Genomic DNA, 22,323 nt, shown 5'->3' on the forward strand with positions numbered 1-22,323 from the left:
GGCCGACCCGGTGCGCTAGGGACGCAGGCGGTGGCGTACGGCCGAGCCGGCTCGGCCCTTGACGACCTCCAGTTGGGCCGGGATGCGCTGGCGCAGGTCGGCGACGTGGCTGACGATGCCGACCGTGCGGTCCCGTTCGCGCAGCGAGTCCAGCACGTCCAGCACCTCGTCCAGCGTCTGCTCGTCGAGGCTGCCGAAGCCCTCGTCGATGAAGAGCGTGTCCAGGCGTACCCCGCCGGCCTCGTCGGTGACCACGTCGGCCAGGCCGAGGGCCAGGGCGAGCGAGGCGAAGAAGGTCTCGCCGCCCGAGAGGGTGGCGGTGTCCCGGGCGAGGCCGGTCCAGGCGTCGATGACGTGCAGGCCGAGGCCGGCCCGGCCGCGCCCGCTGGTGCGGACGTCGGAGTGGACCAGGGTGTAGCGCCCGGTGGACATGTGTTCCAGGCGCGCGCTCGCGGCGGCGGCGACCTGTTCCAGGCGGGCGGCCAGGACGTAGGACTCCAGTCGCATCTTGCGTTCGTTCTCGGCGGAGGTGCCGGCGGTCAGCGAGGCCAGTGAGGCCACCCGTTCGTACGCGGCGCGCAGCGGTCCAAGGGCCCGGGCCGCGCGGGTCGCCTGGGTGGAGAGCCGGTCGAGCTGGGCGCACCGTTCGCGGGCGGCGGCCTCGCGCGCGGAGGCGCCGCGCAGCGCGTGGGTGGCCGCCTCGACGGCGGCCTCGGCGCCCGCCAGGTCGGCGGGGGCCCGCCGGGCCGCGGCCTGGCCGGCCGGGTCGGCCAGTTCGGCGGCGAGGGCGGCCTCCTCGGCCTGCCACTGGTCGAGGGTGTGTTGCAGGGCCTCGCGGCGGGGCTCGTCCAGGACGGCCTCGGCGGCGGCTCGCGGGTCGGGGAAGCCCGCGCGGTGGGCAGCCTCGGCCAGGCGTTCCCGCGCCTCACGCAGCCGCTGGGCGGCGGCCTCGCTGGCGGCTGCCGCCTCGCTCGCCTCGGCGAGCAGCGTCACCTGGCGCTCCAGTCGGTCCACACGGGCGGAGACCGAGGCCGCGCCGCGCGTGGCCTGGTCCAGCTCCGCCGTGAGGGCGTCGAGTTCGCCGGTCAGGGCCTCGCGGCGGGAGGTGCGGGCCGCGAAGCGGCGTTCGGCGCCCTCGCGCTGGGCGCGGCGGCGCTCGTACTCGCGCTCGGCGTGCGCCAGCTCCTCGCGCGCGGCGTGGGTGTGGGCGCCGAGGGTCCGCGCGGTGGCGTGCTCGCGCTGGAGGTCGCCCACGGTGGCGGCGAGCTCGGCGGCCGGGGCGTCGCCGGCCCCGGCGGTCGCGGCGGCCAACTCGGCCTGGGCGGCTCCCAGTTGGCCTTCCACCTGTTCGCGCAGCGTCTGGGCCTCCTGGTGGGCGGCCTGGGCCGCCTCCTCGGCGGCCCGGTCCACGTGGTCGGCGCCGGCCCGGGCTGGGCTGGGGTGGTCGGTGGAGCCGCACACCGCGCAGGAGTGGCCCGGTCGCAGCGCGGCGGCCAGTTCGGCGGCGATGCCGCGCAGTCGGCGCTCCTTGAGGTCCAGCCAGTGGTCCCGGGCGGCGGTGGAGCGCTCGGCGGCACGCAGCCGCTGGTCGCGCAGGGTCGCCACCCGCCCGCCGAGCCGGTCGCGCTGCTCGGCCGCGTCGCGGGCGCGTACGGCGGGCTCGATCCGCGCGGCGAGCTGCTCGGCGCGGGCCGCGGCGTCCTGACAGGCGTCGACGCGGTGCTGGTGGGCCTGGCGGCGCTCGCTCCAGCCGGCGAGCCAGTCGGCCGCCTCGGCGATGGTCTCCTCGTCGGCGCGGGCGTCCCGGTCGAGCGTGGCGAGCTCGCCTTCGAGGTCCCGGGCTCGGTGTTCGAGGCGCCGGGCGGCGGCCAACTGGCCTAGTTCCTGGCGTAGTTCGCGTTCCAGGGCGGCCAGTCGCGCGCGCTCCGCGGTGGCCAGCTGGGGCGGCAGGGGGGCGCGGCAGCGTTCCTCGGCGGCGCGGGCCGCGCGCAGGTCGCGGTCGGCGCCCTGACACAGGTCGAGGGCGGGGGCCACGGCCTCGGCGTCCCGGGCGCGCCGCAGTCGCTCGCGTACCCGCTCGCGCTCGGGCGCGCGCTCGGCCAGCTCGCCGGCCCTGGCGCGGGCGTCGGCGTGGCGGCGCTGGCGGCGGTCGAGTTCGGCGGCTTCCTCGGCGCGGTGGCCCGCCTCCTGGTGGGCGCTCTCGGCGGCGTGTACGGCGGCCACCGCCACGTCCCGCCGCTCGCGGGCGCCGCTGCGGGCGATGGCGGCCCACTCCAGCACGCGGGCGGCCAGGCCGGGTTCGCCGGGGGGCAGGTCGGGCAGCGGGTGCGCGCGCGTGTCGGTGTTGTCGCCGGCCTCCTGGGCGATGCGGTGGGCCAGGCGCAGGAGTTCCTCGTCGCCGCTGGCGACGCGCCGCTGGGCGGCACGCCGCTGTTCGGCGAGCCGGTCCTCGACCGCGGCGAAGCGGCCGGTGTCGAAGAGCTTGCCGAGGAGTTGGGCGCGGGCCTGGTCGTCGGCGCGCAGGAAGCGCGCGAAGTCACCCTGGGGCAACAGCACCACCTGGCAGAACTGCTCGCGACTCATGCCGAGCAACTGGCCGATCTCCTCGCCGACCTCCTGGTGGGAGCGGCTCAGCGGCTTCCACTCCGTCCCCCCTGGCCCGTCGGTGGTCTCCTCGCGCAGCAGGGTCTGCGCCTTGTCCCGGGTCATGCCGTCGCCACGCTTCTTGGGGCGCAGTTGCTCGGGCTGGCGGGTGATCTCCAGGCGGCGGCCGGCGACGGTCAGTTCGAGGACGACGTGGGTGGCGGTGTGCGGGTCGGCGTGGTGGCTGCGCAGGTTGAGCGCGCTGCCCTGGCGGGCGCCGGGGACGGCTCCGTAGAGCGCGTAGCAGACGGCGTCCAGGACCGAGGTCTTGCCCGCGCCGGTCGGCCCGTGCAGCAGGAACAGGCCGGCGGCCGAGAGGGCGTCGAAGTCGATCTCGTGGGTGCCGCCGAAGGGGCCGAAGGCGGTGACCGCCAGTCGGTGCAGTCTCATCGGGCGACCTCGGTGGGTCCGCCGGTCTGGGAGCGGGCGCCACCGGCGTCGGCCGCGCGCGTGCCGGGCACCCGGGGGCGCCGGCTGGTCGGGGTGTTCGCGCTCACGGTCCGGTCAGGCTCGTCCTCGCCGTCCGCCGCCGCGCGCACCTGGTCGAAGGTGTCGCTGAGCACGGCGCGCTCGGCCGCGTCGGCCGCTCGCCCCGCCCGCACGTGGGTGACGAAGTCCTCCGCGATCTGCTGGTCGCTTCGGCCGCGCAACCGCTGGGCGTACGAGGCGTGGGTGGCCTCCTCGGCCCGCTCGGGCGCGAAGGCCAGGCTGAGGACGTGCGGGAAGCGGCGGGCGAGGCGGGCCATCGGCTCGCGGGGGCGGGTCGGGTCGGTGAGGGTCGCCTCCACCCAGGACTCCTCGTGGGGCTCGTGTCGCGGGTCGGTGAGCAGGTCGTCCAGGCGGCCGGCGAGGCGGGCCAGCGGGCGGGGCACCGGGCAGGGCAGGCGCTCGGCCGCTACGGTGCCGGCGGCGTCCAGGTCGATCAGCCACATGGACTTGCGGTGGTTGGCCTCGGAGAAGGAGTAGGCGAGCGGGGAGCCCGAGTAGCGCACCCGGTCGGAGATCCGCTGGCAGCCGTGCAGGTGGCCGAGTGCCACGTAGTCCACGCCGTCGAAGACCGCGACGGGTACGGCCGCGACGCCGCCGACGGTGATGTCGCGCTCGCTGTCGCTGCCGGTACCGCCGGCGACGAAGGCGTGCGCGAGGACGACGGACCGGGTGCCCGGTGGGCGGGCGGCCAGGTCTGCGCGTACCCGGTCCATGGCCGCGCCGAGGACGGCCGTGTGCCGGGCGCGGTCGGCGCCCACGGCGGCGCGGGCGAGGTGGGGCTCCAGGTAGGGCAGTCCGTAGAAGGCGACGTCGCCGTGGGTGTCGGGGACCACGATCGGCGTGCCGCACCGCGCCGGGTCGGTACGCAGGTGGATGCCGGCCCGGCCGAGCAGTCCGGAGGCGACGCCGAGGCGGCGCGCGGAGTCGTGGTTGCCGGAGATCAGGATGACGGGCACGCCGCAGTGGGCGAGCTGGTGCAGGGCGTCGTCGAACAGCTCGATCGCGGCCAGCGGTGGCACGGCGCGGTCGTAGACGTCGCCGGCGACCAGGACCGCCTCCACCCGCCGTTCGTGGACGGTGCGGACCAGGTGCTGGATGAAGTCGCGCTGCGCCTGGAGCATGCTCACGCGGTGGAAGGAGCGCCCCAGGTGCCAGTCCGACGTGTGCAGCATCCTCACGTGATCGCCCCGCCCCGCATCTCGTTCCCCCGTCCCGCGCCCCGGGCCCGTCGGTGGTGACCCGTGGCGCCGTGTGACCGGCCCTGTACGGGCCCCAGCCTTTCATCCGCGCCCCCCGCCGGTGACGGGAGGGCAGGCGCAAGCGTACGGCCTGGTGGCGCCCCGGGGGCGGGAGTCGGGCGCGGGACCGTGTGGGCGGGTGGGGCGGGTGGTGTCGGGGGCGGGTGGGGCGGGTGGTGTCGGGGGCGGGTGGGTCAGGCGTCGCGGGCCTCGCCGAACGCCTCGCCGCCGATCTCCAGGCGGGCGGTGCCGGCCGTGCTGTCGGCGAGCCAGGCGCGAAAGGTCTCGACCTCCGCGCCCGGCAGCCCGATCTCGATGGTGACGCCCTCGCCGTAGCGCACCTCGCGCACGGTGCGCCCCATGGCCCGCAGGTCGTTCTCCAGCTTCCCGGCCCGCTGGTGGTCGGTGGCGATCGTGACCAGCCGGAACCGTTGGCGTACGACCGTGCCGAGCGCGTCCAGGGACTCCCCCACCACGCCGCCGTACGCCCGGATCAGCCCGCCGGCGCCCAGCTTGACCCCGCCGTAGTAGCGGGTGACGACGGCGGCGACGTACCGCACCTCGCGTCGCACCAGCATCTGGAGCATGGGCACGCCGGCGGTGCCACCCGGCTCCCCGTCGTCGCTGGCCCGCTGGACGCCACCGTCGGCGCCGATGACGTAGGCGAAGCAGTTGTGGGTGGCGGTGGAGTGCTCGCGGCGGACGCGCGCGATGAACTCCTGGGCCTCCTCCTCGCTGGCCACGGGCGCCAGCGCGCAGCGGAAGCGGGACTTGTTGATCTCGATCTCGTGCACGCCCTCGCGGGCCACCGTGCGGTACTGCTCTGCCATCTCGCCAGCCTATGCCGCGCCCGCCGCCCGCCCCGGCCGGGGCCCGCGCGCCCACCGCGCGCCGAGCCGGGTACGGGGCGGCGGGAGCCCGGGGAATGGCGGGTGCGCGGGGGTGGTTGAGCGGACATGTACGCAGACGATGAGACGGTGCGCGCGATCCTGCGGGACGCCGGCGACACCTGGGCCGTGGTCGGACTCTCCGCCAACGAGGACCGAGCGGCCTTCGGCGTGGCCCAGGTGTTGCAGCGGTACGGCAAGCGCGTGGTGCCGGTCCACCCGAAGGCGGAGACGGTGCACGGCGAGCGGGGGTACGCGACGCTGGCCGACGTCCCCTTCCCGGTCGACGTCGTGGACGTCTTCGTCAACTCCCGGCTCGCGGGCCCGGTCGCCGACGAGGCGGTGGCGATCGGCGCCAAGGCGGTCTGGTTCCAGCTCGGCGTCATCGACCCGCAGGCGTACGCGCGCACGCGCGCGGCGGGCCTGGCCATGGTCATGGACCGCTGCCCGGCCATCGAGATCCCCCGCCTGGGCTGACCCGTCGCGCGGCGGCTCGCCGGCCCCGGGCCGCCGCGCCCCCTTCGGCCGCCGGCGGGCCGGGCCCGGGTTCAGCCGCCGAGCCCCTCCAGCACCCGCGCCCCGGGCAGGGTGGCCAGCGTCTTGCCCGGCGCGATGAGCTTGCCGCGCCGGCCGCCGCTGCCCAGCAGCACGTACGGGGTGTCGACGACGGCGGCGTCCACCAGGAGCGGCCAGTCGGCGGGCAGGCCCAGCGGGGTGACGCCGCCGTACTCCATGCCGGTCGCCTCGATCGCCGTCTCCCGGGCGGCGAACGAGGCCTTGCGGGCCCCGAGCTCGCGGCGGGCGACGCCGTTGACGTCCACGCGGGTGGTCGAGAGCACGACGCAGGCGGCGAGCGTGGTCACACCCCCACGCTTGGCCGCCACGATGACGCAGGTCGCGGAGAGGTCGAGCAGCCAGGCCCCGTGGGTCTCCACGAGCACGGCCGTGTCGGCGTGGGCCGGGTCGGTGTCGACGTAGCGCAGCTCGTCGGCGGGCACCGGACCGCTCCAGTCGCGCACCGCGGCGGCGACCGGCGGCACCAGCAGGTCCAGGCACTCGGTCGCGGGGCGGACGTCGGCGAAGGCTTCGTGGGGCGCGCGGATGCTCATGCGCCTCACGCTAACAGCCGGTCGGACGGGGGCAGATGGCCGGTGCCGAGCCCGCGCCCGGGTGTGCCGGCGCCCGGCGACCCGGGTCAGCTCACCGGTGGGATCGCCACCGTCATCAGCATCTCGACCGGTTCGGTGCCCTCGTTGCGGTACGCGTGGGCCACGTTGGCCTCGAAGGTCGCGGAGGCGCCGGCGGGCACCGGGTGTCGCTCGCCGTCCACCTCCAGCGTCAGCTCGCCGGCGCTCACGTGCAGCAGTTCCACCGTGCCCGCGAGGTGCGGGTCGGAGGCGCTGCTCTCACCCGGCATCAGTCGCCAGCTCCACAGCTCCAGCGGGCCGCGCCGCTCGGTGCCCACCAGGAGCCGGCTGGAGCTGCCGCCGTCGGTGGACCACATGCGCACCGTCTGCCGCGCGGGCACGACGCGCACCTGGGGCCCCTGGTCGTGGTCGAGCAGGGTGGCGATGCTGACCCCGAGCGCGTCCGCGAGCTTGACCGTGGTGCCGACGCTGGGATTGGTACGGGCCTGCTCGATCTGGATGATCATGCCGCGACTGACGCCGGCGCGGGCCGCCAGGGCGTCGAGGGTGAAGCCGCGCTCCCCCCGGCAGCGCCTGAGGTTGCTCGCCAACGCCTGCGTGAACTGGTCGAGGTCCGTCACTACCCATCCCACCGTCTAGTATTTTGAATGACGTAGTCCACTGTGCTGAACTACCGTGCACCGCACTCCACTGTTCACCGCACGGTACTGCGAGGTCCGCCATGACCGCCTTGTTCGCCCTTGCCACCAGCCTCCTGTGGGGCCTGGCCGACTTCGGTGGCGGGCTGCTGACCCGACGCCTGCCCGCGTTGACCGTCGTCGTCCTCTCGCAGGCGCTCGCGGTCGGCGTCCTGGGCGCGATCGTGGTCACCACCGGCGCCTGGTCGCACGCCGGGCCACGGCTGTGGCTGGCGGTGGCGGCCGGCGTCATCGGCCCGCTGGCGATGCTGTGCTTCTACCGCGCGCTGGCCCTGGGCCCGATGGGCGTGGTCTCCTCGGTCGGCGCGCTGGGGCAGGTGTCGGTGCCGGTCGGGGTGGGCCTCACGCTCGGCGAGCGGCCCGGGGCGCTCCAGTTCGTCGGCATCGCGGTGGCCGTCGTCGGTGTCGTGCTCGCCGCCGACCCACGGCTGGGCGGGGCGGGCGTGCGGCGCGAGACGCTGCTCCTCACATTCGTGGCCGCGCTCGGCTTCGGCGCGGTGATGACGCTGATCGCCGAGGCGTCCACCACGGTCACGGGCCTCTTCCTCGCGCTGTTCGTGCAGCGGGTGTGCAATGTGGCGGTCGGCGGGGCGGCACTGGCCGTCTCCGTACGCCGGGGCGGGGCCGCGCTGCCGGTCGGCGGCGGGCGGGTGGTCCTGGCCGCGCTGCCCGCGCTGGCCTTCGTCGGGCTGGCCGACGTCGCGGCCAACGGCACCTACGCCGTGGCCGCCCAGCACGGCCCGGTCACCGTCGCCGCCGTGTTGGCCTCGCTGTATCCGGTGGTGACCGCGCTCGCGGCGCGCGGCGTCCTGCGCGAGCGCATGCACGTGGCGCAGACGACCGGCGCGGGCCTCGCCCTGCTCGGCACGGTGCTGCTCACCAGCGCGTAGCCGTCGGGCCCGGGACGGCCTGGGCGGGGGGGGCCAGCCAGTCGGTCAGGGGCCGGTCGGCCGGACGTCGGCCGGTCGGAGCCGGTCCGTCGGGGCACGGTCACCGCGCCCGGCGACCGGCACCCGCCACGCGCGGTCGCCCAGCGGGCGGCGACACTCAGCGGTCGGCCGGAACGCCCCCGGTGCCCGATGACGCGGGCTGGGGTGGCAGGACACCGAGCGCCAGAAGCTGCTCGTGCGTGACCCCCTCGGGGATCGGCATCGGGGCCGGCGTGCGCAGGGGCGGCTGCCAGCCGGTCTCCGCGTCCCACCGGCGGACGACCTTGGCGGGCGCGCCCGCCACCACCGCGTGGTCGGGCACCTCGCCCCTGACGACCGCGCCGGCCGCGACCACCACGTTGCGCCCGAGGCGCGCGCCGGGCAGGATCACCGCGCCCGCGCCGAGCCAGCTCCCGGCGCCGATGCTGACCGGCGCGCTGCGCGGCCACTGCTTGCCGATGGGCTGCTCCGGATCGTCGTAGGCGTGGTTGTCGCTGGTCACGTAGACGTACGGGCCGCAGAAGACGTCCCGCCCGAACTCCACCGGCACCGACGCCACCACGTGCGTCCCCCGGCCCAGAACCACACCGTGCCCCACCCGCGGCACGGGGTCCGGGCCCAGGTCCAGGCCCGGCAACATGCCGGCGGCCAGTGTGACGCCCTCGCCGATGACGCAGTGGTCGCCGAGTTCGATCCACCCCTCGCCGAAGACCGTCCCCAGCGGGAACGCCAGCCGGGTGCCGGGGCCGATGCGGCGGAACCGGTAGGGCCCGGGGCGCTCGGCGGTCACCGCGCCGGTCCGCTGCACCCAGCGCCAGCCACGGTGCACCGCACGGGAGGCCATGCGGCGCCGCCAGTCGTCGAGCGAGGAGAACACGTTCTGATGGAGGGACACCCGCCTACCGTACTCACCAGTAGCCACGGGGCCCAGGCCGGCCCCGCGCTACGGCGGCGGCTACCCGGAACGGCCTCCGGCGCCCGGGACGGTCCGTCCACAGGTGGTTGTCTGAACGCGCTGTCGCGGGGCACTCGGCCGGTCCGGGCGCGGCACGCTCACCCCCCGCCGAGCGTCGCCGCGTCCGGGTCCCGCCCACCGCCGTGTCACCGGCCTACCCGTCGCGCCGACCGGGCCGCGCCCCCGCCACGCCGTCCTCCCATCCCGGGCCGAGCCCCGGCCAGTGGGCTCGGCCGCGCGCCGGTGGGGAGCCGACGGTGCGACGTCGCGGGCCGGCCACGGTGGACGTACGGGCGAGCCGCCGCGCATCTCCCGGGCGTAGCTGGCAAGGTGACCGACGGGGCGGGCGATGTTCACAGCGAGCGGGTCCCCGGGGCGGTCCACCGGGGACGGGAGCGAGGCGAGAATCTCATGTCGGTCTCCGCGCACGAGCCAGCCGCCCGACACGCGGTGCCGGGCGCCCCGTGCTGGGTGAGTCTGATGGCCCGCGACCTCACGGCCGCCCAGGCCTTCTACGGCGCCGTCCTCGGCTGGACCTTCCAACCCGGCGTACTGGGCGGCGAGTTCTCCGTGGCCCTGCTGGAGGGCCGGCCGGTCGCGGGGCTCGGGGCGCTCGCCCACACGCTGCGCGTCCCGGTCTCCTGGACCCCCTACTTCGCGGTCGCCAGCGCCGACGAGGCCACCGCCCGCGTGCGCGAGCGCGGCGCGACGGTCGCCGTGGGGCCGCTGCGCTTCGCACACGGCCGGGCGGCGCTCGCCTCCGACCTGGACGGGGCGGTCTTCGGCCTGTGGGAGGGGACGGTGCTGCCCTGGTCGATCGGGCGGGGCAGCGCGCCCACCTGGCTGGAACTGCGCACCCGCGACGCGTTCGCCGCCGCCATCTTCTACGGCGAGGTGCTGCGGTGGGCCGTGCCCGGCGAGGCGGGGTGCGTCGTGGACTACGCGCAGGGCCAGGTGCTGGTCGGCGACGGGACGCACACGGTGGCCGGGCTGTGCGGCGGCGCGATCGAGGAGGCGCCCGACCCGAGCGTCAGGCCCCGCTGGCACGTGCACTTCCCCTGCTCGGACGTGGACACCTCGGCGAAGGCCGCGGTCGACGCCGGAGGCGCGGTCGTCCAGTCACCACGGGCCGGCGCGCACGGGTACGAGGCGACGCTGCGGGACCCGGACGGCGGGCTGTTCACCGTGACCACTGCCCACGGCCGGCCGGCGGAGCCCGTCACACCGGCGTGACCCGCCCGCCTCCGCCACCGGACCCGCACGCGGACCTCGCGGCCACCGGCCCGTGCCATAGCGTTCGGTGATCGCGTTCCGAGTCCCGTGGAGGAGATCTTGATGGCACAGCAGGCCCTGATCGCGGCGTTCGGCGGCAAGGAGCCGCGGGTGGGTGCGGAGGTGTTCGTCGCACCGTCGGCGGTGGTGCTGGGCGAGGTGCGGCTGGAGGCCGGTTCGAGCGTCTGGTACAACGCCGTGCTGCGCGCCGACTGCGGCCCCATCACCGTGGGCGCGGGCAGCAACGTCCAGGACAACTGCACCGTGCACGTGGATCCCGGGTTCCCGGTGACGGTGGGCGAGCGGGTGACGGTCGGCCACAACGCCGTGCTGCACGGCTGCGCGGTCGAGGACGACTGTCTGGTCGGCATGGGCGCCACCGTGCTCAACGGGGCGGTGATCGGCGCCGGTTCGCTCGTGGCCGCCCAGGCGCTGGTCCCCCAGGGCATGCGAGTGCCGCCGGGCTCCCTGGTCGCCGGGGTGCCGGCCAGGGTCAGGCGCCCGCTGACCGACGAGGAGCGCGCCGGCATGGCGACCAACGCCGCGCTCTACGTGGACCTCGCGCGCGAGCACCGCGCCACCCTGGGCGCGACCACCGCCCGGTAGGCCCTGGCGAGCGCGGGCGGTGGGTCACACGCTCGGGCACGAGGCCCGGGCACCGTCGCCGCCCAGCCCGCCGGCGGCCCCGCGCAGCGAAGGGACGGACGGCGTACGCCCCTCCCCTTCCGTGGGGGCGTACGCCGTCCGTCGGGGTGGCCCGGGCCCTCTCACAGCGCCACGAGCGTCGCGGCGGCGATGTAGAGGGCCTGGAGCGCCGTACGCCTGCCGAGTGGATCACCCTGGGCGACGTGGCGGCGGGCCGCCGAGACGTTGGCCGCGAACATCCCCACCATCAGCAGAGCCAGCCCACTCGCCGCCCACGACGCGAGCGCCGGGATCAACAGGCCGACGGCGCCGGCCACTTCGAGCCCACCGGTGAGACTGACCAGCAGGTCGGGACGGGGCAGCCGGGGCGGGACCATCCCGATGAGGTCGGCCCGCAGCTTGGGATGGAAGTGCGCGAGCGCGGTGAACAGGAACATCACCGCCAGCCCCACGCGGAGCGCGGGATGCCAGGCGTCCAGCGCCTCCACACCGATCAGTCCGGCCAGGCGCGCCGAGAGGAATCCGACGACCAGGGCCACAAGGGGTTCCATGACAGCCTCCTCGGTCAAACTTTCCACTGTCAAGATACGCTCGCGAACCCCTATCTTGTCAACGACAAGATAGGCTGTCGGACATGACCACCCGGCCGTACCACCATGGAGACCTGCGTCGCGCCCTGCTCACCGCCACCGCCGTGGCGATCGCCGAGAAGGGGCCGGCGGCGCTGAGCCTGCGCGACCTGGCCCGGCGCGCGGGCGTCTCCCACGCGGCGCCCACCCACCACTTCGGCGACAAGACGGGCCTGCTCACCGCGTTCGCCGCCGAGGGGTACGCCCTGTTGGCCGACGCCCTGGCCACCGCCGGCGGGGACCTACTGGAGAGCGGGGTGCGTTACGTCCGCTTCGCCGTCGAGCACCGGGCCCACTTCGAGGTCATGTTCCAGCCAGACCTCTACCACCCCGACGATCCAGGGGTCGCCGCCGCGCGCGAGCGGGCGGACCGCGCCCTGACCGCAGCGCTCGCCACCCGCCCCGACCGCCCGAGCGACGAGGACGGCGAGGCGGCCGAACTCGCCGCCTGGTCCCTGGCGCACGGCTTCGCCGGCCTGTGGCTGAGCGGCGCGCTCCCCCACGCCTCGGGCGGCGACCCCGAGGCCCTGGCGCGACGCGTCCTCGACCGACTCTTCCGCGCGCCCTGAGCCCGACAGGCCAGGGCCAGCCACCGGTCCAGGCTCGGCCCCCACAGCCCCGCCCGACCCCACCGCCGGCCCGGCCCGCGAAGACGCCAGGCCCTTCCGCCCGACCCGCTCGACACCAGCGACACCCGGCCCGCACGGCGTCCGGTTCCCGGCGTGGACGCCGGCACCTGATTCTGGATGTGTAGTATCCAGGTTAAGCGTCAGCACGGCGCGCCCGGCGAGCGGCACCGCCGCCCGCGCCCGCAACCCGTCGGTGCGCGCCGCGCGCCAACTCCCCACCCCCTACCGCACTACGGGACGCCCCGCCCCGACCCGCCAGCACCCCGCACCCCACCCGCGCCCCCACCGAGGCCGGGCCCGCCCGGACCAGGCGCCCACCCCGCGCGCCCACCCCGCGCGCACAGCCTCCGCCCAGCCCATCACCCAGCCGTCAGCCGAGGACGCGTGGCAGACGGCGCGAGATCAGAGGGAGAATCTGGATGTCCAAGGTCCCGATTTCGGCCGCGGACGCGCCGCCGGCCCGGGAGGCCGACTCCGGTGGGGGGCTGACCCCCACCTTCGTGCTCGCCCTCGGCACCTTCGCCGTCGGCACGGACGCCTTCGTGGTCGCCGGCTTCCTGCCGGACATGGCCGACGCCCTGCGTGTCTCCACGGCCACGGCCGGCCAGTCGATCACGGTGTTCGCCGCCGCCTACGCCGTCCTGTCACCCGTACTGGCCACACTCACCGCTCCGCTGTCACGCCGCGCCCTGCTGGTCGGCGCGCTGATCGTGCTCGGCCTGGCCAACCTGGGCTCCGCGCTCGCCCCCACCTTTCCCGTGCTGCTCCTCTCCCGCGTCCTGGCCGCCGCGGGAGCCGCCGCGTACACGCCGGGTGCCGGCGCGGTGAGCGCCGCGCTGGTACGACCCGAACTGCGGGCCCGCTCGCTGGCCGTGGTGGTCGGCGGGCTCACCGTCGCCACCGCGCTGGGGGTGCCCCTGGGCCAGGTGGTCAGCGAACTGCTCGGCTGGCGGACCGCGCTCGGCCTGGTCGGTGGCCTGTGCCTGGTCGTCGCGGCCTGCGTCGCGGGGATCATGCCGTATCTGCCCGGCGGCCCCCGGGTCCCGCTGCGCACCCGCCTCGGGGTGCTGCGCCGGCCCGCCGTGGCGAGCGTGCTCCCGCTGACGGTGCTCGGCATGGGCGCCAGCTACACCGTGTACGCCTACAGCGTCGAGGCGTTGGACGCGGTGGGGGTGCCCGACGCGCGACACGTGTGGCTGCTGTTCCTGTACGGGCTCGGCGCGGTCGTCGGCACCTTCCTCTCCGGGTTCGGCACCGACCGGTGGGGCTCGACGCGCGTGCTGGGCGTCGGCTATCTCGTCATGGCCCTCTCACTGGGCGCGTTCGGCTGGCTCGCGGCGGTCGACGCCTCGCCGCTCGCCGTGGTCGGCGTCGTGGTGGCCGGCTGGGGCGCGAGCACGTGGTGCCAGACGCCGGCGCAGCAACACCGTCTCATCGCGCTCGCCCCGCGAGAGGCCCCGCTGGTCGTCTCGCTCAACTCCTCCTGCATCTACCTGGGCATCGGCCTCGGCACCCTGCTCGGCGGCACCGCCCTGCCCGCCGGCATGGCCACCGTGTGCGCCCTCGCCAGCGCGACAGCCGTCCTGGCCCTCGCCTTCCTGCTGCTCACCGCGCGCGGCACGGTCGGTCGTGAGGCCGGGAGCCGGGCCGAGGGCTGAGGCCGGGCCCGGCCACGCCGGCCAGGGCCCGCGCCGGCCGGGCCCCGGGCGGCGGCCCCGCCCAGGGGGTCGCGTCACCGGGGGCGCGGCGCCGGCTCGGCGGACCGGCCCGCCGTCGGAGGAGGCGGGGCGGTCCGCCGGCGCGAACCCGGGCGCGTCAGGCGTTCGGGCGCAGCGTCCAGATGACGGACATCTCGCCGGTGACGGCCCCGTCCTCGCGGGTGATCACGATGCGCACCGGGAACTCGGGCCGGCCGCCGGCGTCCAGTTCCGCCACCACCTCGGCGACCGGGCGACCGAGCTCGGCGGTCGCGGTGACCGGGCCCTTGGCGACCTTCCTGTAGCCGATCTCGGCACTCACGGCGAGCGGCACCGCACGCGAGAGCTGGTCCCCGAAGGCGGCCATCACGATCGCCCCGCTGGCGGACTCGGCCAGGGTGAACATGGCACCGGCGTGCGGCCCCTGGATGTGGTTGTGGTAGTCGGGCTGGTCCGGCAGGCGCAGGACGGCGCGCTCCACGCTCGTCTCGAGGAATTCGAGGTGGAGGGTGCGCACCATCGGCACGCTGGCCGTGAGCATCTCGCCGATCGACGGCAGGGTCTCTGACATGCCCGAAAGTTACCAGCGGGTAGGAACCTGTGGGAAGGGCGGCCGTAGCAGCTCCCGGGCGGCCCCTCTATGGTTACTCGCCATGTGGCCAGGACAGCAGCCGCCCGGGGGCGAGCAAAACCCGCACGACCAGAATCCGTACCAACAGCCGCAGTACCCACCGCCGGGGACGGGGCAACAGGGCCCCTACCAGACCCCGGCACCGGGGCAGGGCCCCTACCAGACGCCGGCGCCGGGGCAGCCCAACCCGTACCAGCAGCCCGTGCCGACGCCTCCGCCGGGCGCACAGCCCGGCGCGCCCCAGCAGGGCGCCCCGCAGCAGGGCACGTACCAGCAGCCGGGTTATCAGCAGCACCACCAGCCGACCCAGTCGTGGCAGGCGCCGGCCGCGCCGGGTGCCCCGCAGCCGCCGTCCGGCAGCGGGGGTGACAAGCGGAAGAAGACGATCGCGATCGTCACGGCGACGGCCGTGGTCGCCGCCGCGGCCGTGGTCGGCGTGGTGCTCTTCACCGGCGACGACGGCGACGACAAGAAGGACACCGCCAAGGAGTCGCCGAAGCCGTCCGCCTCGGCGTCCACCCCGGCCTCGGGTGACGGTCAGCAGCCCGACGGTCAGGAGTCCGGCGGCGCGAGCGAGAACCCGCGCGGCGGCTCGGACAACCCGCGCTCGGCCGATCCCGCCGCCAAGCCGGTCATCCCGGGGTGGAAGACGGTCGTCAGCGCCAAGCGGCACGTGGCCTTCGACGTCCCGGACACCGCGGACTGGAAGGTCGAGTCCGCGGGCCTGTCGGTCGGCTTCGAGAGCGACAAGGGCAAGCCGCTGGTCATCATGTCCAGCCCCGCCAAGTACAAGCAGGACGCCTGCTCGGTCAAGGTCGAGGGCAGCACCCGGCCGGACACCAGCGACCTGGGTGGCGTGGGCACCAAGGGGGCGCTGGGCGCCAAGAGCGAGGCGAACGCGGCGGAGGTCGAGGCCGAGAACTGGGTGTTCGCCGGCTACGACCAGAAGCAGACCGGGCAGCGCAAGGTCACCAAGGCCAAGCCGTTCCAGAGCGACCACGGGCTCAAGGGGTACGCCGCCTCCGCGACGGTCACCGGCGTGAAGAAGTCCGGCAAGTGCTCCAGTGACGGCAAGGCCTTCACGGTGGCGTACACCGACGTCAACGGTGACTACGCGCTGTGGGTGCTGCACGCCGCCGCCGGCGTCAAGGACGAGTTGGCGAACGAGACCATCGAGAAGATCAAGAGCACCCTGCGCCCGCTCCGGTCGGGCAGTTAGCCGCACCCGGCGGCGGGGGTCACCGCCCCGGCCGCCGGGTGGGCCAGGTGCCGAACTCCGCGCGAGGGAGCGACACGCGCGGGGCCTCCCGGGCCGACGACCCGCCGGCTCGGGCACGCGGTGGCGAGGAAACGGTGTGGCGCGGGGGGCCCACCCCCGGGAATAGTCCGTCTGTGACCACTCCCCCGGCTGCACCGCACCGCCGCCGCCCGGCCTGGGCCGGCCGCAACTACACGCTCCTCACGGCCGCCGCCGTGGTGACGGGACTCGGTAACTCCGGGGCCCTCATCGCGGCGGCGTTCGCCGTACTGGACGCGGGAGGCGACGGCACCGACGTCGGCCTGGTCGCCGCCGCCCGCACCGCGCCCCTGGTGCTGTTCCTGCTGATCGGCGGGGCGGTCGCGGACCGCGTGCCCCGGCACCGGGTGATGGTGGCCGCCAACACCCTCAACTGCCTCTCGCAGGCCGTCTTCGCGGCCCTGGTGCTGGCTGGCGACGCGGCGCTGTGGCAGATGGCCCTGCTCGCCGGTATCGGCGGCACCGGGCAGGCGTTCTTCGCGCCGGCGGCCGAGGGGATGGTGCTGAGCTCGGTCAGCGGCGACGGGGCCAGTCGGGCCTTCGCGTTCTTCCGGATGGGCGTCAACGGCGCGAACATCGGTGGCGCCGCGCTGGGCGGGGCGTTGATCGCCGCCGTCGGGCCGGGCTGGGTACTGGCCATCGACGCCGCCGCGTTCGCCCTGGCCGGCGCCCTGCGCGCGTTCCTCGACGTCAGCGGCACCCCCACCCGCGCGCCCGGCGCCGGGTTGCTGCGCGACCTGGCCGAGGGCTGGCGCGAGGTGGCGGGCCGGCCGTGGCTGTGGAGCATCGTGGGGCAGTTCGCGGTGGTCAACGCGGTGGTCGCGGCGGCCGAGTCGGTGTACGGCCCGCAGGTCGCCGAGGACCAGTTGGGCGGGGCCAGACCCTGGGGGCTGGCGTTGGCCGCGTTCGGGGCCGGCACCCTGGGCGGCGGACTGCTGATGACCCGCTGGCGCCCGCACCGCCTGCTGCTGGTGGGCACGCTGTGCGTCTTCCCGCTGGCCCTGCCGTCGGCCGCGCTCGCCGTGCCGCTGCCGATGCCGGGCCTGGTGCTGGTCATGTTCCTGTCCGGGGTGACCGTGGAGGTCTTCGGGGTCTGCTGGATGATGACGCTGCACCAGGAGATCCCGGAGGAGAAGTTCTCCCGGGTCTCGGCGTACGACTGGTTCGGGTCGGTGGCCATGCTCCCGGCGGCCACCGCGCTCGCGGGGCCGACCGAGAGCCTCGTGGGCCGCTCGGCGGCGCTGTGGGGGTGCTCGGCGCTGGTGGTGCTGCTGACGGCCGCGGTGCTCCTGGTCCCCGACGTACGGCGGCTCACGCGGCGCGGTGGGCCGGCCGGGAGCACCACGGGTCCCGTCGCGCCGTCCCCCGCCGACACCCACTCCACCCCGGGCATGGCGGGCCCGGCTGACGCGGGCGGCCCGGCACGGCCCCGGGAGCAGGTCGACTGACGACCGGTCAGGTCACGGCGGTCGGCCTCAGTTGATGCTGAACGCGCCGCTCGGCGGCGGGGGCGAGGGCACCGCCCCGGTGTCCCACACCGGTTCGGCCCCCGCCACCAGGCGCTCCAGGGCCGCCCCGTCGGTCACCCGGGCCGGGAAGGGGTCGGCGGCGGCCCGCCGGGCGAGCGCGGCGGTGGGCAGCGGCTGGTGGCCGGCGACCAGGACGGCGTTGCCGAACCGGCGGCCCCGCAGCATGGCGGGCTCCGCGATCAGGCACACGTGCGCGAAGGCCGCGGCGAGCGTGGCCACCTGGGAGCGCAGGAAGTCGAACGGGGCGCCGTCGGCCAGGTTGGCCGCGTACCGGCCCGCCGGGCGCAGCACGCGGGCCGCCCGCCGCGCGTACTCCACGGAGGTCAGGTGCGCGGGGACCCGCGAGCCGCCGAAGACGTCGGCGACGATCACGTCGACCGACGCGTCGCCGGCCCGCCCGAGGGCCTCGCGCGCGTCGGCCGTCGCGACCTCGATCGCGGCCTCCGGTGCCGGCGGCAGCACCTCGGCGACCAGGCCGCACAGGGCGCGGTCGGCCTCGATGACCGTCTGCCGCGAGCCGGGACGCGTAGCGGCGACGTAGCGGGCCAGGGTCAGTGCCCCGCCGCCCAGGTGCAGGACGTCCAGTGGCGCGGCCGGGCCCGCCCGCTCCTGGCCGGCCGTGTCCAGGACGTGCCCGAGGCGCCGCGTGTACTCGAACTCCAGGTGCAGCGGGTCGGCGAGATCCACGTAGGACTGCGGAGCGCCGTCCACGGTCAGCAGCCAGCCCTCGGCTCGGTCCACGTCGGGCAGCAGCTTGGCGGCGCCGAGGTCCACGGCGCGGCTCACGGGTATCCGGTCGTCCACGCCCCCATTGTGCGGCCCGTGCGCCACCCCCCGTACCGCCCCGTGCCCCGCCCCGTGGGCCGAGGGGCCACGGGGCGGGGCACGGGGCGGCTGCGCGGTCAGCCCTCGGTCGCGAGCACCGTGCCCGCGCCGACCGTGCGGCCGTCGTCGCGGATCACGAAGCGCAGATCGGGTTGGACGGGGGTGGCGCGGCTGAGCTCGACGTCCAGTGTGAGGGTGTCGCCGGGGCGGGCGGCGCCGGCCCCGGGCGGGTTGATCGCGCCGTCGACGTGCGCCGTGCGGAGGAAGAACCGCGAGCGGTGGCCGGTGGCGAACGGCGCGGCGCCCTCCCGCGCGCCCGGCAGCACGCGTACGTGCGCGGTGAAGCGCCGGCGCGGCGTCAGGCTGCCGGGGGCGGCGGCGAGGTCGCCACGGCGCGGGACGGCGTGCGGGACGCCCCGCAGCAGCAGCGCGACACAGTCCCCCGCCTCGGCTCTGGCCAGCGGGCGGCCGAAGGTCTCCAGGCTCGCCACGGCCATCTCGATGTCGGGTCCGAGGACCTGCACGCGGTCCCCGCTGCGTACCGTGCCGCGCTCGATGGTGCCGGCGATCACCGCTCCGTGGCCGGCGCGGGGCAGCGCGTGGTCCACCGGGAGCAGGAACGGCTCGCCTGGCTGGCGGCGCGGGGTGGGCACGAAGGTGTCCACGGCGTCCGTGAGCGCCTCGATGGTGCCGATCCAGCGGGGCACGCCCTCCAGCGCCCGCAGCGCCGAGACGCGGATGACGGGCGTGGTGGTGCCCGGATAGCCGTGCGCGGCCAACAGGTCGCGGATCTCGCGCTCGATGTGCTCCATCGCCTCGTCCTCGCCGGCGTCCACCTGACTGAGGGCGACGACGAGGTGGTCGACGCCCAGCTGTCGGGCGATCAGCACGTGCTCGACGGTCTGCGCCCGCACGCCGTCGAGTGCGGAGACGACCAGGATGGCGCCGTCGAGCTGGGCCGCAGCGCCGATGACGTGCTCGATGGCGGCGGGGTCGCCGGGCATGTCCCGGTGGACGTAGTGGCGGGTGCCGGTCTCGTACTCGACGCGCGTGCTCTTGAGCGCGCCGCGCGCGGCGGCGTCCAGCGCCCGGTCGCTGCGGGCCGGCGGCGCGACGTCGGAGGTGGCGCGCGCCCCGAGGACGCGGGAGATGGCCGCCGTCAGCGTGGTCTTGCCGTGACGGGCGTGGCCCAGGGTGGCGATGTTGAGGTGCGGTGTGGTGGCGTCGTGCGCGTGCGGGGACATGGGGTTCCTTCCTTGGCACGGTGCGGGCCCTGATGGTGGGCCCGAGAGGACGAGCGACGGGTGGGTGGGAGACGGCCCGCCCACCCCCGGGCCCGGCGCGGGCGTACCACGGCCCCGGGCGTGGGGCGGCAGGGTACGGGCGAGCGGCGGCGCGAAGGGTGAGCGGGGGTGGCGGCGCGGGTCAGCCGGCTGGCGCGGACCCCTGTGCCGGACCGACCCTCCCGCTGTGGGGTCCGCCGAGATCGTCGGGGAGGGTCAGCTTTGTACGCCCGGGGGAAGGGGCGGGGCTGCGGGGAGGGGGACGAGGGCAGCCCCGGTCGCGACCGCGACCGCGACCGCGGTCACGGGCGTGAGCGGGGCATTCCGGACCATGCGCCTGATCATGTCCCGCACCCGGTGTCCGGTCGAGCGGTTTTCGCGGTACGGCACGGACCGGCCGGCGACGGCCGGTGGGCCCGTCCCCACCGACCCCCTGGGCCTCGACGAGCCCTGTTCGCGGGGCCCACCGGCCAGCGCCGCGCGCTCGTCGTGGCGGTGCCCGGCCGGCGGCGCGACCACGTGCGGTCCCCGCCGTACGGCGTACGCGCCCGCCGGCCGGCCCCCAGCGCCCTCCGCCGTCCCGAGCACGCGCGGCGCGCACCCGGCCGGCCCCTCGGTCGCCCGGGGCCCGACGGCCCGGCCCACCGCCGCCCGCGCCCCGTACGGCCCGGCCACCGGCCGCCGCCGCCGTCGCGCGGGTCGGCCCTGTGGCGCCCGCGCTACCCCGTCTGGCCCACCCGTGCCCCGGCGGGCTCAGCCGTCCCTGCCGGCCCGCGCGACCCGGCCTGGGCCCGGACGCGCGAGCGCCGCGACGGCCCGGCGTTTCCTTCGGAGGCGTCCGCGAGCCACCCGGGGCACACCGACGTCGGTTACGCTCCAGCGGTGTTCGAACCTGCCGTGCGGCCCCCGCGCCGCGTCGCGTGGTGCGCCCAGGCCCTGCTGTCCCCGCGCACCCGGCTCGGCCTGCTCCTGGTGCTGCTGGCCGGCGCGGGAACGCTGGTGCTGGTCTTCGAGCCCCAGCGACTGATACGCGAGGGCTGGCCGGCGCAGATGTCGGGCGCGCTCGCCGTGGTGGTGTTCGCCGCCGCGTACGGCGTGTGCACCTCAGCCCTGGTGCCCCGGCCGTTGCTCAACCTCGCGGCCGGGGCGCTGTTCGGCAGTCAGGCGGGGCTGCCGGCCGCCGTGGCCGGGACCGTGCTCGGTGCGGGCATCGCGTTCGGTCTGGGGCGACTGCTGGGGCAGGACGCGCTCCGGCCGCTGCTGCGGGCCCGACCGCTGGTGGTGGCCGACCGGCAGCTGAGCGAACACGGCTTCCGCTCGATGCTGGCGGTGCGCCTGTTCCCCGGCATCCCCTTCGCCGCCGCGAACTACTGTGCGGCCATCTCCCGGATGGGATGGCTGCCCTTCCTGCTGGCGACGGGGCTGGGCAGCGTGCCGAACACGGCGGCCTACGTCGTCGCGGGCAGCCGCGCCTCCTCGCCCACCTCGCCCGCCTTCCTGCTCTCGATGGCCTTCATCGTCGTCACCGGCCTGGCCGCCGTGCTCGTCGCCTGGCGCAAGCGGGCGAAGCTGCGAGCCACCGCGACGCCACCGCCCGAGGTGCGGAAGGAGCCGGCGAGGGCCGGCTCCGCACCGGGTGCGTGACCGTCCCGGGCGCGTAGAGCCCAGGGCTCTGTCCACGGCTTCACGAACGGGCGCTACGCTGCCACCTGACTGGTGGATGATCGTGGTCGGGCCGTGGCCCTGGCACCGCGCAGCTCACCGTGCCCCCGTCAGCTCACTCAGCGAAAGCCCGTACGAGTCCGGCCAGACCACCTCCCGTATGACCGCGCACGCGCGCCGCAGGCCCGCCCAGAAACCGCCTTTGACCCGCATCCTTGCTGGTCAGAACGTGATCAGCATTTGGATGGCATAGATATCGATGTCTTGGTTTGAATCCTTCATCCTCGGACTCGTCCAGGGCTTGACCGAGTTTCTGCCGATCTCCTCCAGTGCCCATCTCCGGCTGACGGCGGCGTTCGCCGGGTGGGCCGACCCCGGGCCGGCCTTCACCGCGATCACCCAGATCGGCACCGAGGCCGCGGTGATCATCTACTTCCGCAAGGACATCGCGCGGATCGTCTCCGCCTGGGCGCGGTCGCTGTTCAACAAGCAGATGCGCAGCAACCACGACGCCCAGATGGGCTGGCTGGTCATCGTCGGGTCGATCCCGATCGGCGTGCTCGGCCTGACGCTCAAGGACGCGATCGACGGCCCGTTCCGCGACCTGCGGCTGATCGCGACGACCCTGGTGGTCCTCGGCATCGTCCTCGCGATCGCGGACCGGCTGGCGGCCCGGGACGAGACCGGCGGCCGACACCGGGCGGTCAAGCACCGCAAGGGCCTGGACGAGCTCACCACGCGCGACGGCCTCCTGTTCGGCATGTGCCAGGCCATGGCCCTGGTGCCCGGCGTCTCCCGGTCGGGCGCGACCATCAGCGGCGGCCTCTTCCTCGGCTACACCCGCGAGGCCGCGGCCCGCTACTCCTTCCTGCTGGCCATCCCCGCGGTGCTGGCCTCCGGCGCGTTCGAGGTCAAGGACACCAGCGAGGGGCACGTCTCCTGGGGCCCGACGATCTTCGCCACGTTCATCGCGTTCGTCGTGGGATACGCGGTCATCGCGTGGTTCATGCGCTTCATCTCGACGAAGAGCTTCATGCCGTTCGTCTACTACCGCGTCCTGCTCGGCCTGGTCATCTTCGCCCTGGTCGGCTTCGACGTCCTGAGCCCGCACGCCGGCGAGTCGGGAGACTAGGGGCCGATCCCGGCCTCAGTTAGCCGACATTAGCCCGCGTTTTTCATGATCATCTCCCATTCGCCTCCCACTGGGGGATCGTGTGCTCACCCCGCTGGGGAGTGA

General features: G+C 75.7%; 20 protein-coding genes. 10 read left to right on the forward strand and 10 right to left on the reverse strand.

From position 1 onward, the window contains the following. Window positions 1-15: 15 nt before the first annotated feature. From ACFVFR_RS31140 to ACFVFR_RS31150, 3 genes are all read right to left on the reverse strand, one after another. Entirely contained in the window at window positions 16-3,033 is a 3,018-nt protein-coding gene (locus tag ACFVFR_RS31140; protein ID WP_383707860.1) for an AAA family ATPase, read from the reverse strand. Then, entirely contained in the window at window positions 3,030-4,310 is a 1,281-nt protein-coding gene (locus tag ACFVFR_RS31145) for an exonuclease SbcCD subunit D (protein WP_383707862.1), read from the reverse strand. Before ACFVFR_RS31145 ends, ACFVFR_RS31140 begins: the two co-directional genes overlap by 4 nt. Window positions 4,311-4,564: 254 nt before the next feature. Beyond that, window positions 4,565-5,200, reverse strand: coding sequence for a YigZ family protein (locus tag ACFVFR_RS31150; protein WP_383707864.1), 636 nt, complete (start codon window positions 5,198-5,200; stop codon window positions 4,565-4,567). Window positions 5,201-5,326: 126 nt separating this feature from the next. Here ACFVFR_RS31150 and ACFVFR_RS31155 point away from each other — a divergent pair, with 126 nt between their 5' ends. After that, on the forward strand, window positions 5,327-5,734 hold the full coding sequence (locus ACFVFR_RS31155; protein WP_383707866.1) for a CoA-binding protein: 408 nt from the start codon (window positions 5,327-5,329) through the stop codon (window positions 5,732-5,734). 71 nt (window positions 5,735-5,805) lie between these two features. Here the strand turns inward: ACFVFR_RS31155 and ACFVFR_RS31160 are convergent, their stop codons facing one another. Together ACFVFR_RS31160 and ACFVFR_RS31165 are read right to left on the reverse strand one after the other, a co-directional pair. Then, window positions 5,806-6,366 (reverse strand): YbaK/EbsC family protein, encoded by a 561-nt coding sequence (locus ACFVFR_RS31160; RefSeq protein WP_383707868.1) that lies wholly within the window; start codon window positions 6,364-6,366, stop codon window positions 5,806-5,808. A gap of 86 nt (window positions 6,367-6,452) precedes the next feature. Continuing rightward, window positions 6,453-7,025, reverse strand: coding sequence for a helix-turn-helix domain-containing protein (locus ACFVFR_RS31165; protein ID WP_383707896.1), 573 nt, complete (start codon window positions 7,023-7,025; stop codon window positions 6,453-6,455). A 101-nt stretch (window positions 7,026-7,126) separates the two neighbouring features. Here ACFVFR_RS31165 and ACFVFR_RS31170 point away from each other — a divergent pair, with 101 nt between their 5' ends. Further along, complete coding sequence (locus ACFVFR_RS31170) at window positions 7,127-7,993, forward strand: EamA family transporter (protein WP_383707870.1); 867 nt, start codon at window positions 7,127-7,129, stop codon at window positions 7,991-7,993. A gap of 157 nt (window positions 7,994-8,150) precedes the next feature. Here the strand turns inward: ACFVFR_RS31170 and ACFVFR_RS31175 are convergent, their stop codons facing one another. After that, entirely contained in the window at window positions 8,151-8,876 is a 726-nt protein-coding gene (locus ACFVFR_RS31175) for an acyltransferase (protein ID WP_383707898.1), read from the reverse strand. 522 nt (window positions 8,877-9,398) lie between these two features. On the opposite strand from ACFVFR_RS31175, the gene ACFVFR_RS31180 reads away from it, so the two are divergent. Beyond that, complete coding sequence (locus ACFVFR_RS31180; RefSeq protein ID WP_383707872.1) at window positions 9,399-10,220, forward strand: VOC family protein; 822 nt, start codon at window positions 9,399-9,401, stop codon at window positions 10,218-10,220. Between the two features lie 102 nt (window positions 10,221-10,322). Continuing rightward, window positions 10,323-10,865 carry a gamma carbonic anhydrase family protein gene (locus ACFVFR_RS31185; RefSeq protein WP_383707874.1) on the forward strand — a complete coding sequence of 181 codons (543 nt, stop codon included), beginning with the start codon at window positions 10,323-10,325 and terminating at the stop codon, window positions 10,863-10,865. A 161-nt stretch (window positions 10,866-11,026) separates the two neighbouring features. On the opposite strand, the gene ACFVFR_RS31190 is transcribed toward ACFVFR_RS31185, so the two are convergent. Next, complete coding sequence (locus ACFVFR_RS31190; RefSeq protein ID WP_383707876.1) at window positions 11,027-11,455, reverse strand: DoxX family protein; 429 nt, start codon at window positions 11,453-11,455, stop codon at window positions 11,027-11,029. 83 nt (window positions 11,456-11,538) lie between these two features. Here ACFVFR_RS31190 and ACFVFR_RS31195 point away from each other — a divergent pair, with 83 nt between their 5' ends. Continuing rightward, the gene (locus ACFVFR_RS31195) at window positions 11,539-12,102 is read left to right on the forward strand and encodes a TetR/AcrR family transcriptional regulator (protein ID WP_383707878.1); all 564 of its coding nucleotides are present in this window, start codon (window positions 11,539-11,541) and stop codon (window positions 12,100-12,102) included. Between the two features lie 479 nt (window positions 12,103-12,581). Continuing rightward, a complete protein-coding gene (locus ACFVFR_RS31200) occupies window positions 12,582-13,820 on the forward strand; it encodes an MFS transporter (RefSeq protein WP_383707880.1) in 1,239 nt (412 codons plus the stop codon). 157 nt (window positions 13,821-13,977) lie between these two features. Here the strand turns inward: ACFVFR_RS31200 and ACFVFR_RS31205 are convergent, their stop codons facing one another. After that, entirely contained in the window at window positions 13,978-14,430 is a 453-nt protein-coding gene (locus tag ACFVFR_RS31205) for a DUF4442 domain-containing protein (protein WP_383707882.1), read from the reverse strand. 82 nt (window positions 14,431-14,512) lie between these two features. Between ACFVFR_RS31205 and ACFVFR_RS31210 the strand changes: the two genes are divergently transcribed. Together ACFVFR_RS31210 and ACFVFR_RS31215 are read left to right on the forward strand one after the other, a co-directional pair. Continuing rightward, a complete protein-coding gene (locus ACFVFR_RS31210; protein WP_383707884.1) occupies window positions 14,513-15,709 on the forward strand; it encodes a hypothetical protein in 1,197 nt (398 codons plus the stop codon). Between the two features lie 173 nt (window positions 15,710-15,882). Further along, entirely contained in the window at window positions 15,883-17,235 is a 1,353-nt protein-coding gene (locus ACFVFR_RS31215; protein ID WP_383707886.1) for an MFS transporter, read from the forward strand. Between the two features lie 27 nt (window positions 17,236-17,262). Here ACFVFR_RS31215 and ACFVFR_RS31220 read toward each other — a convergent pair whose 3' ends face one another. Beyond that, window positions 17,263-18,120: a spermidine synthase gene (locus ACFVFR_RS31220; RefSeq protein ID WP_383707888.1), complete on the reverse strand. Its 858-nt coding sequence runs from the start codon at window positions 18,118-18,120 to the stop codon at window positions 17,263-17,265. A 98-nt stretch (window positions 18,121-18,218) separates the two neighbouring features. Beyond that, window positions 18,219-19,385, reverse strand: coding sequence for a GTP-binding protein (locus ACFVFR_RS31225; RefSeq protein ID WP_383707890.1), 1,167 nt, complete (start codon window positions 19,383-19,385; stop codon window positions 18,219-18,221). A gap of 921 nt (window positions 19,386-20,306) precedes the next feature. Between ACFVFR_RS31225 and ACFVFR_RS31230 the strand changes: the two genes are divergently transcribed. Next, entirely contained in the window at window positions 20,307-21,068 is a 762-nt protein-coding gene (locus tag ACFVFR_RS31230; protein WP_383707892.1) for a TVP38/TMEM64 family protein, read from the forward strand. Window positions 21,069-21,345: 277 nt separating this feature from the next. Further along, entirely contained in the window at window positions 21,346-22,218 is an 873-nt protein-coding gene (locus ACFVFR_RS31235; RefSeq protein ID WP_383707894.1) for an undecaprenyl-diphosphate phosphatase, read from the forward strand. Window positions 22,219-22,323: the final 105 nt, after the last annotated feature.

It is taken from the genome of Streptomyces sp. NPDC057702 (assembly GCF_042799315.1).
In the GTDB taxonomy this organism is placed as follows: domain Bacteria; phylum Actinomycetota; class Actinomycetes; order Streptomycetales; family Streptomycetaceae; genus Streptomyces.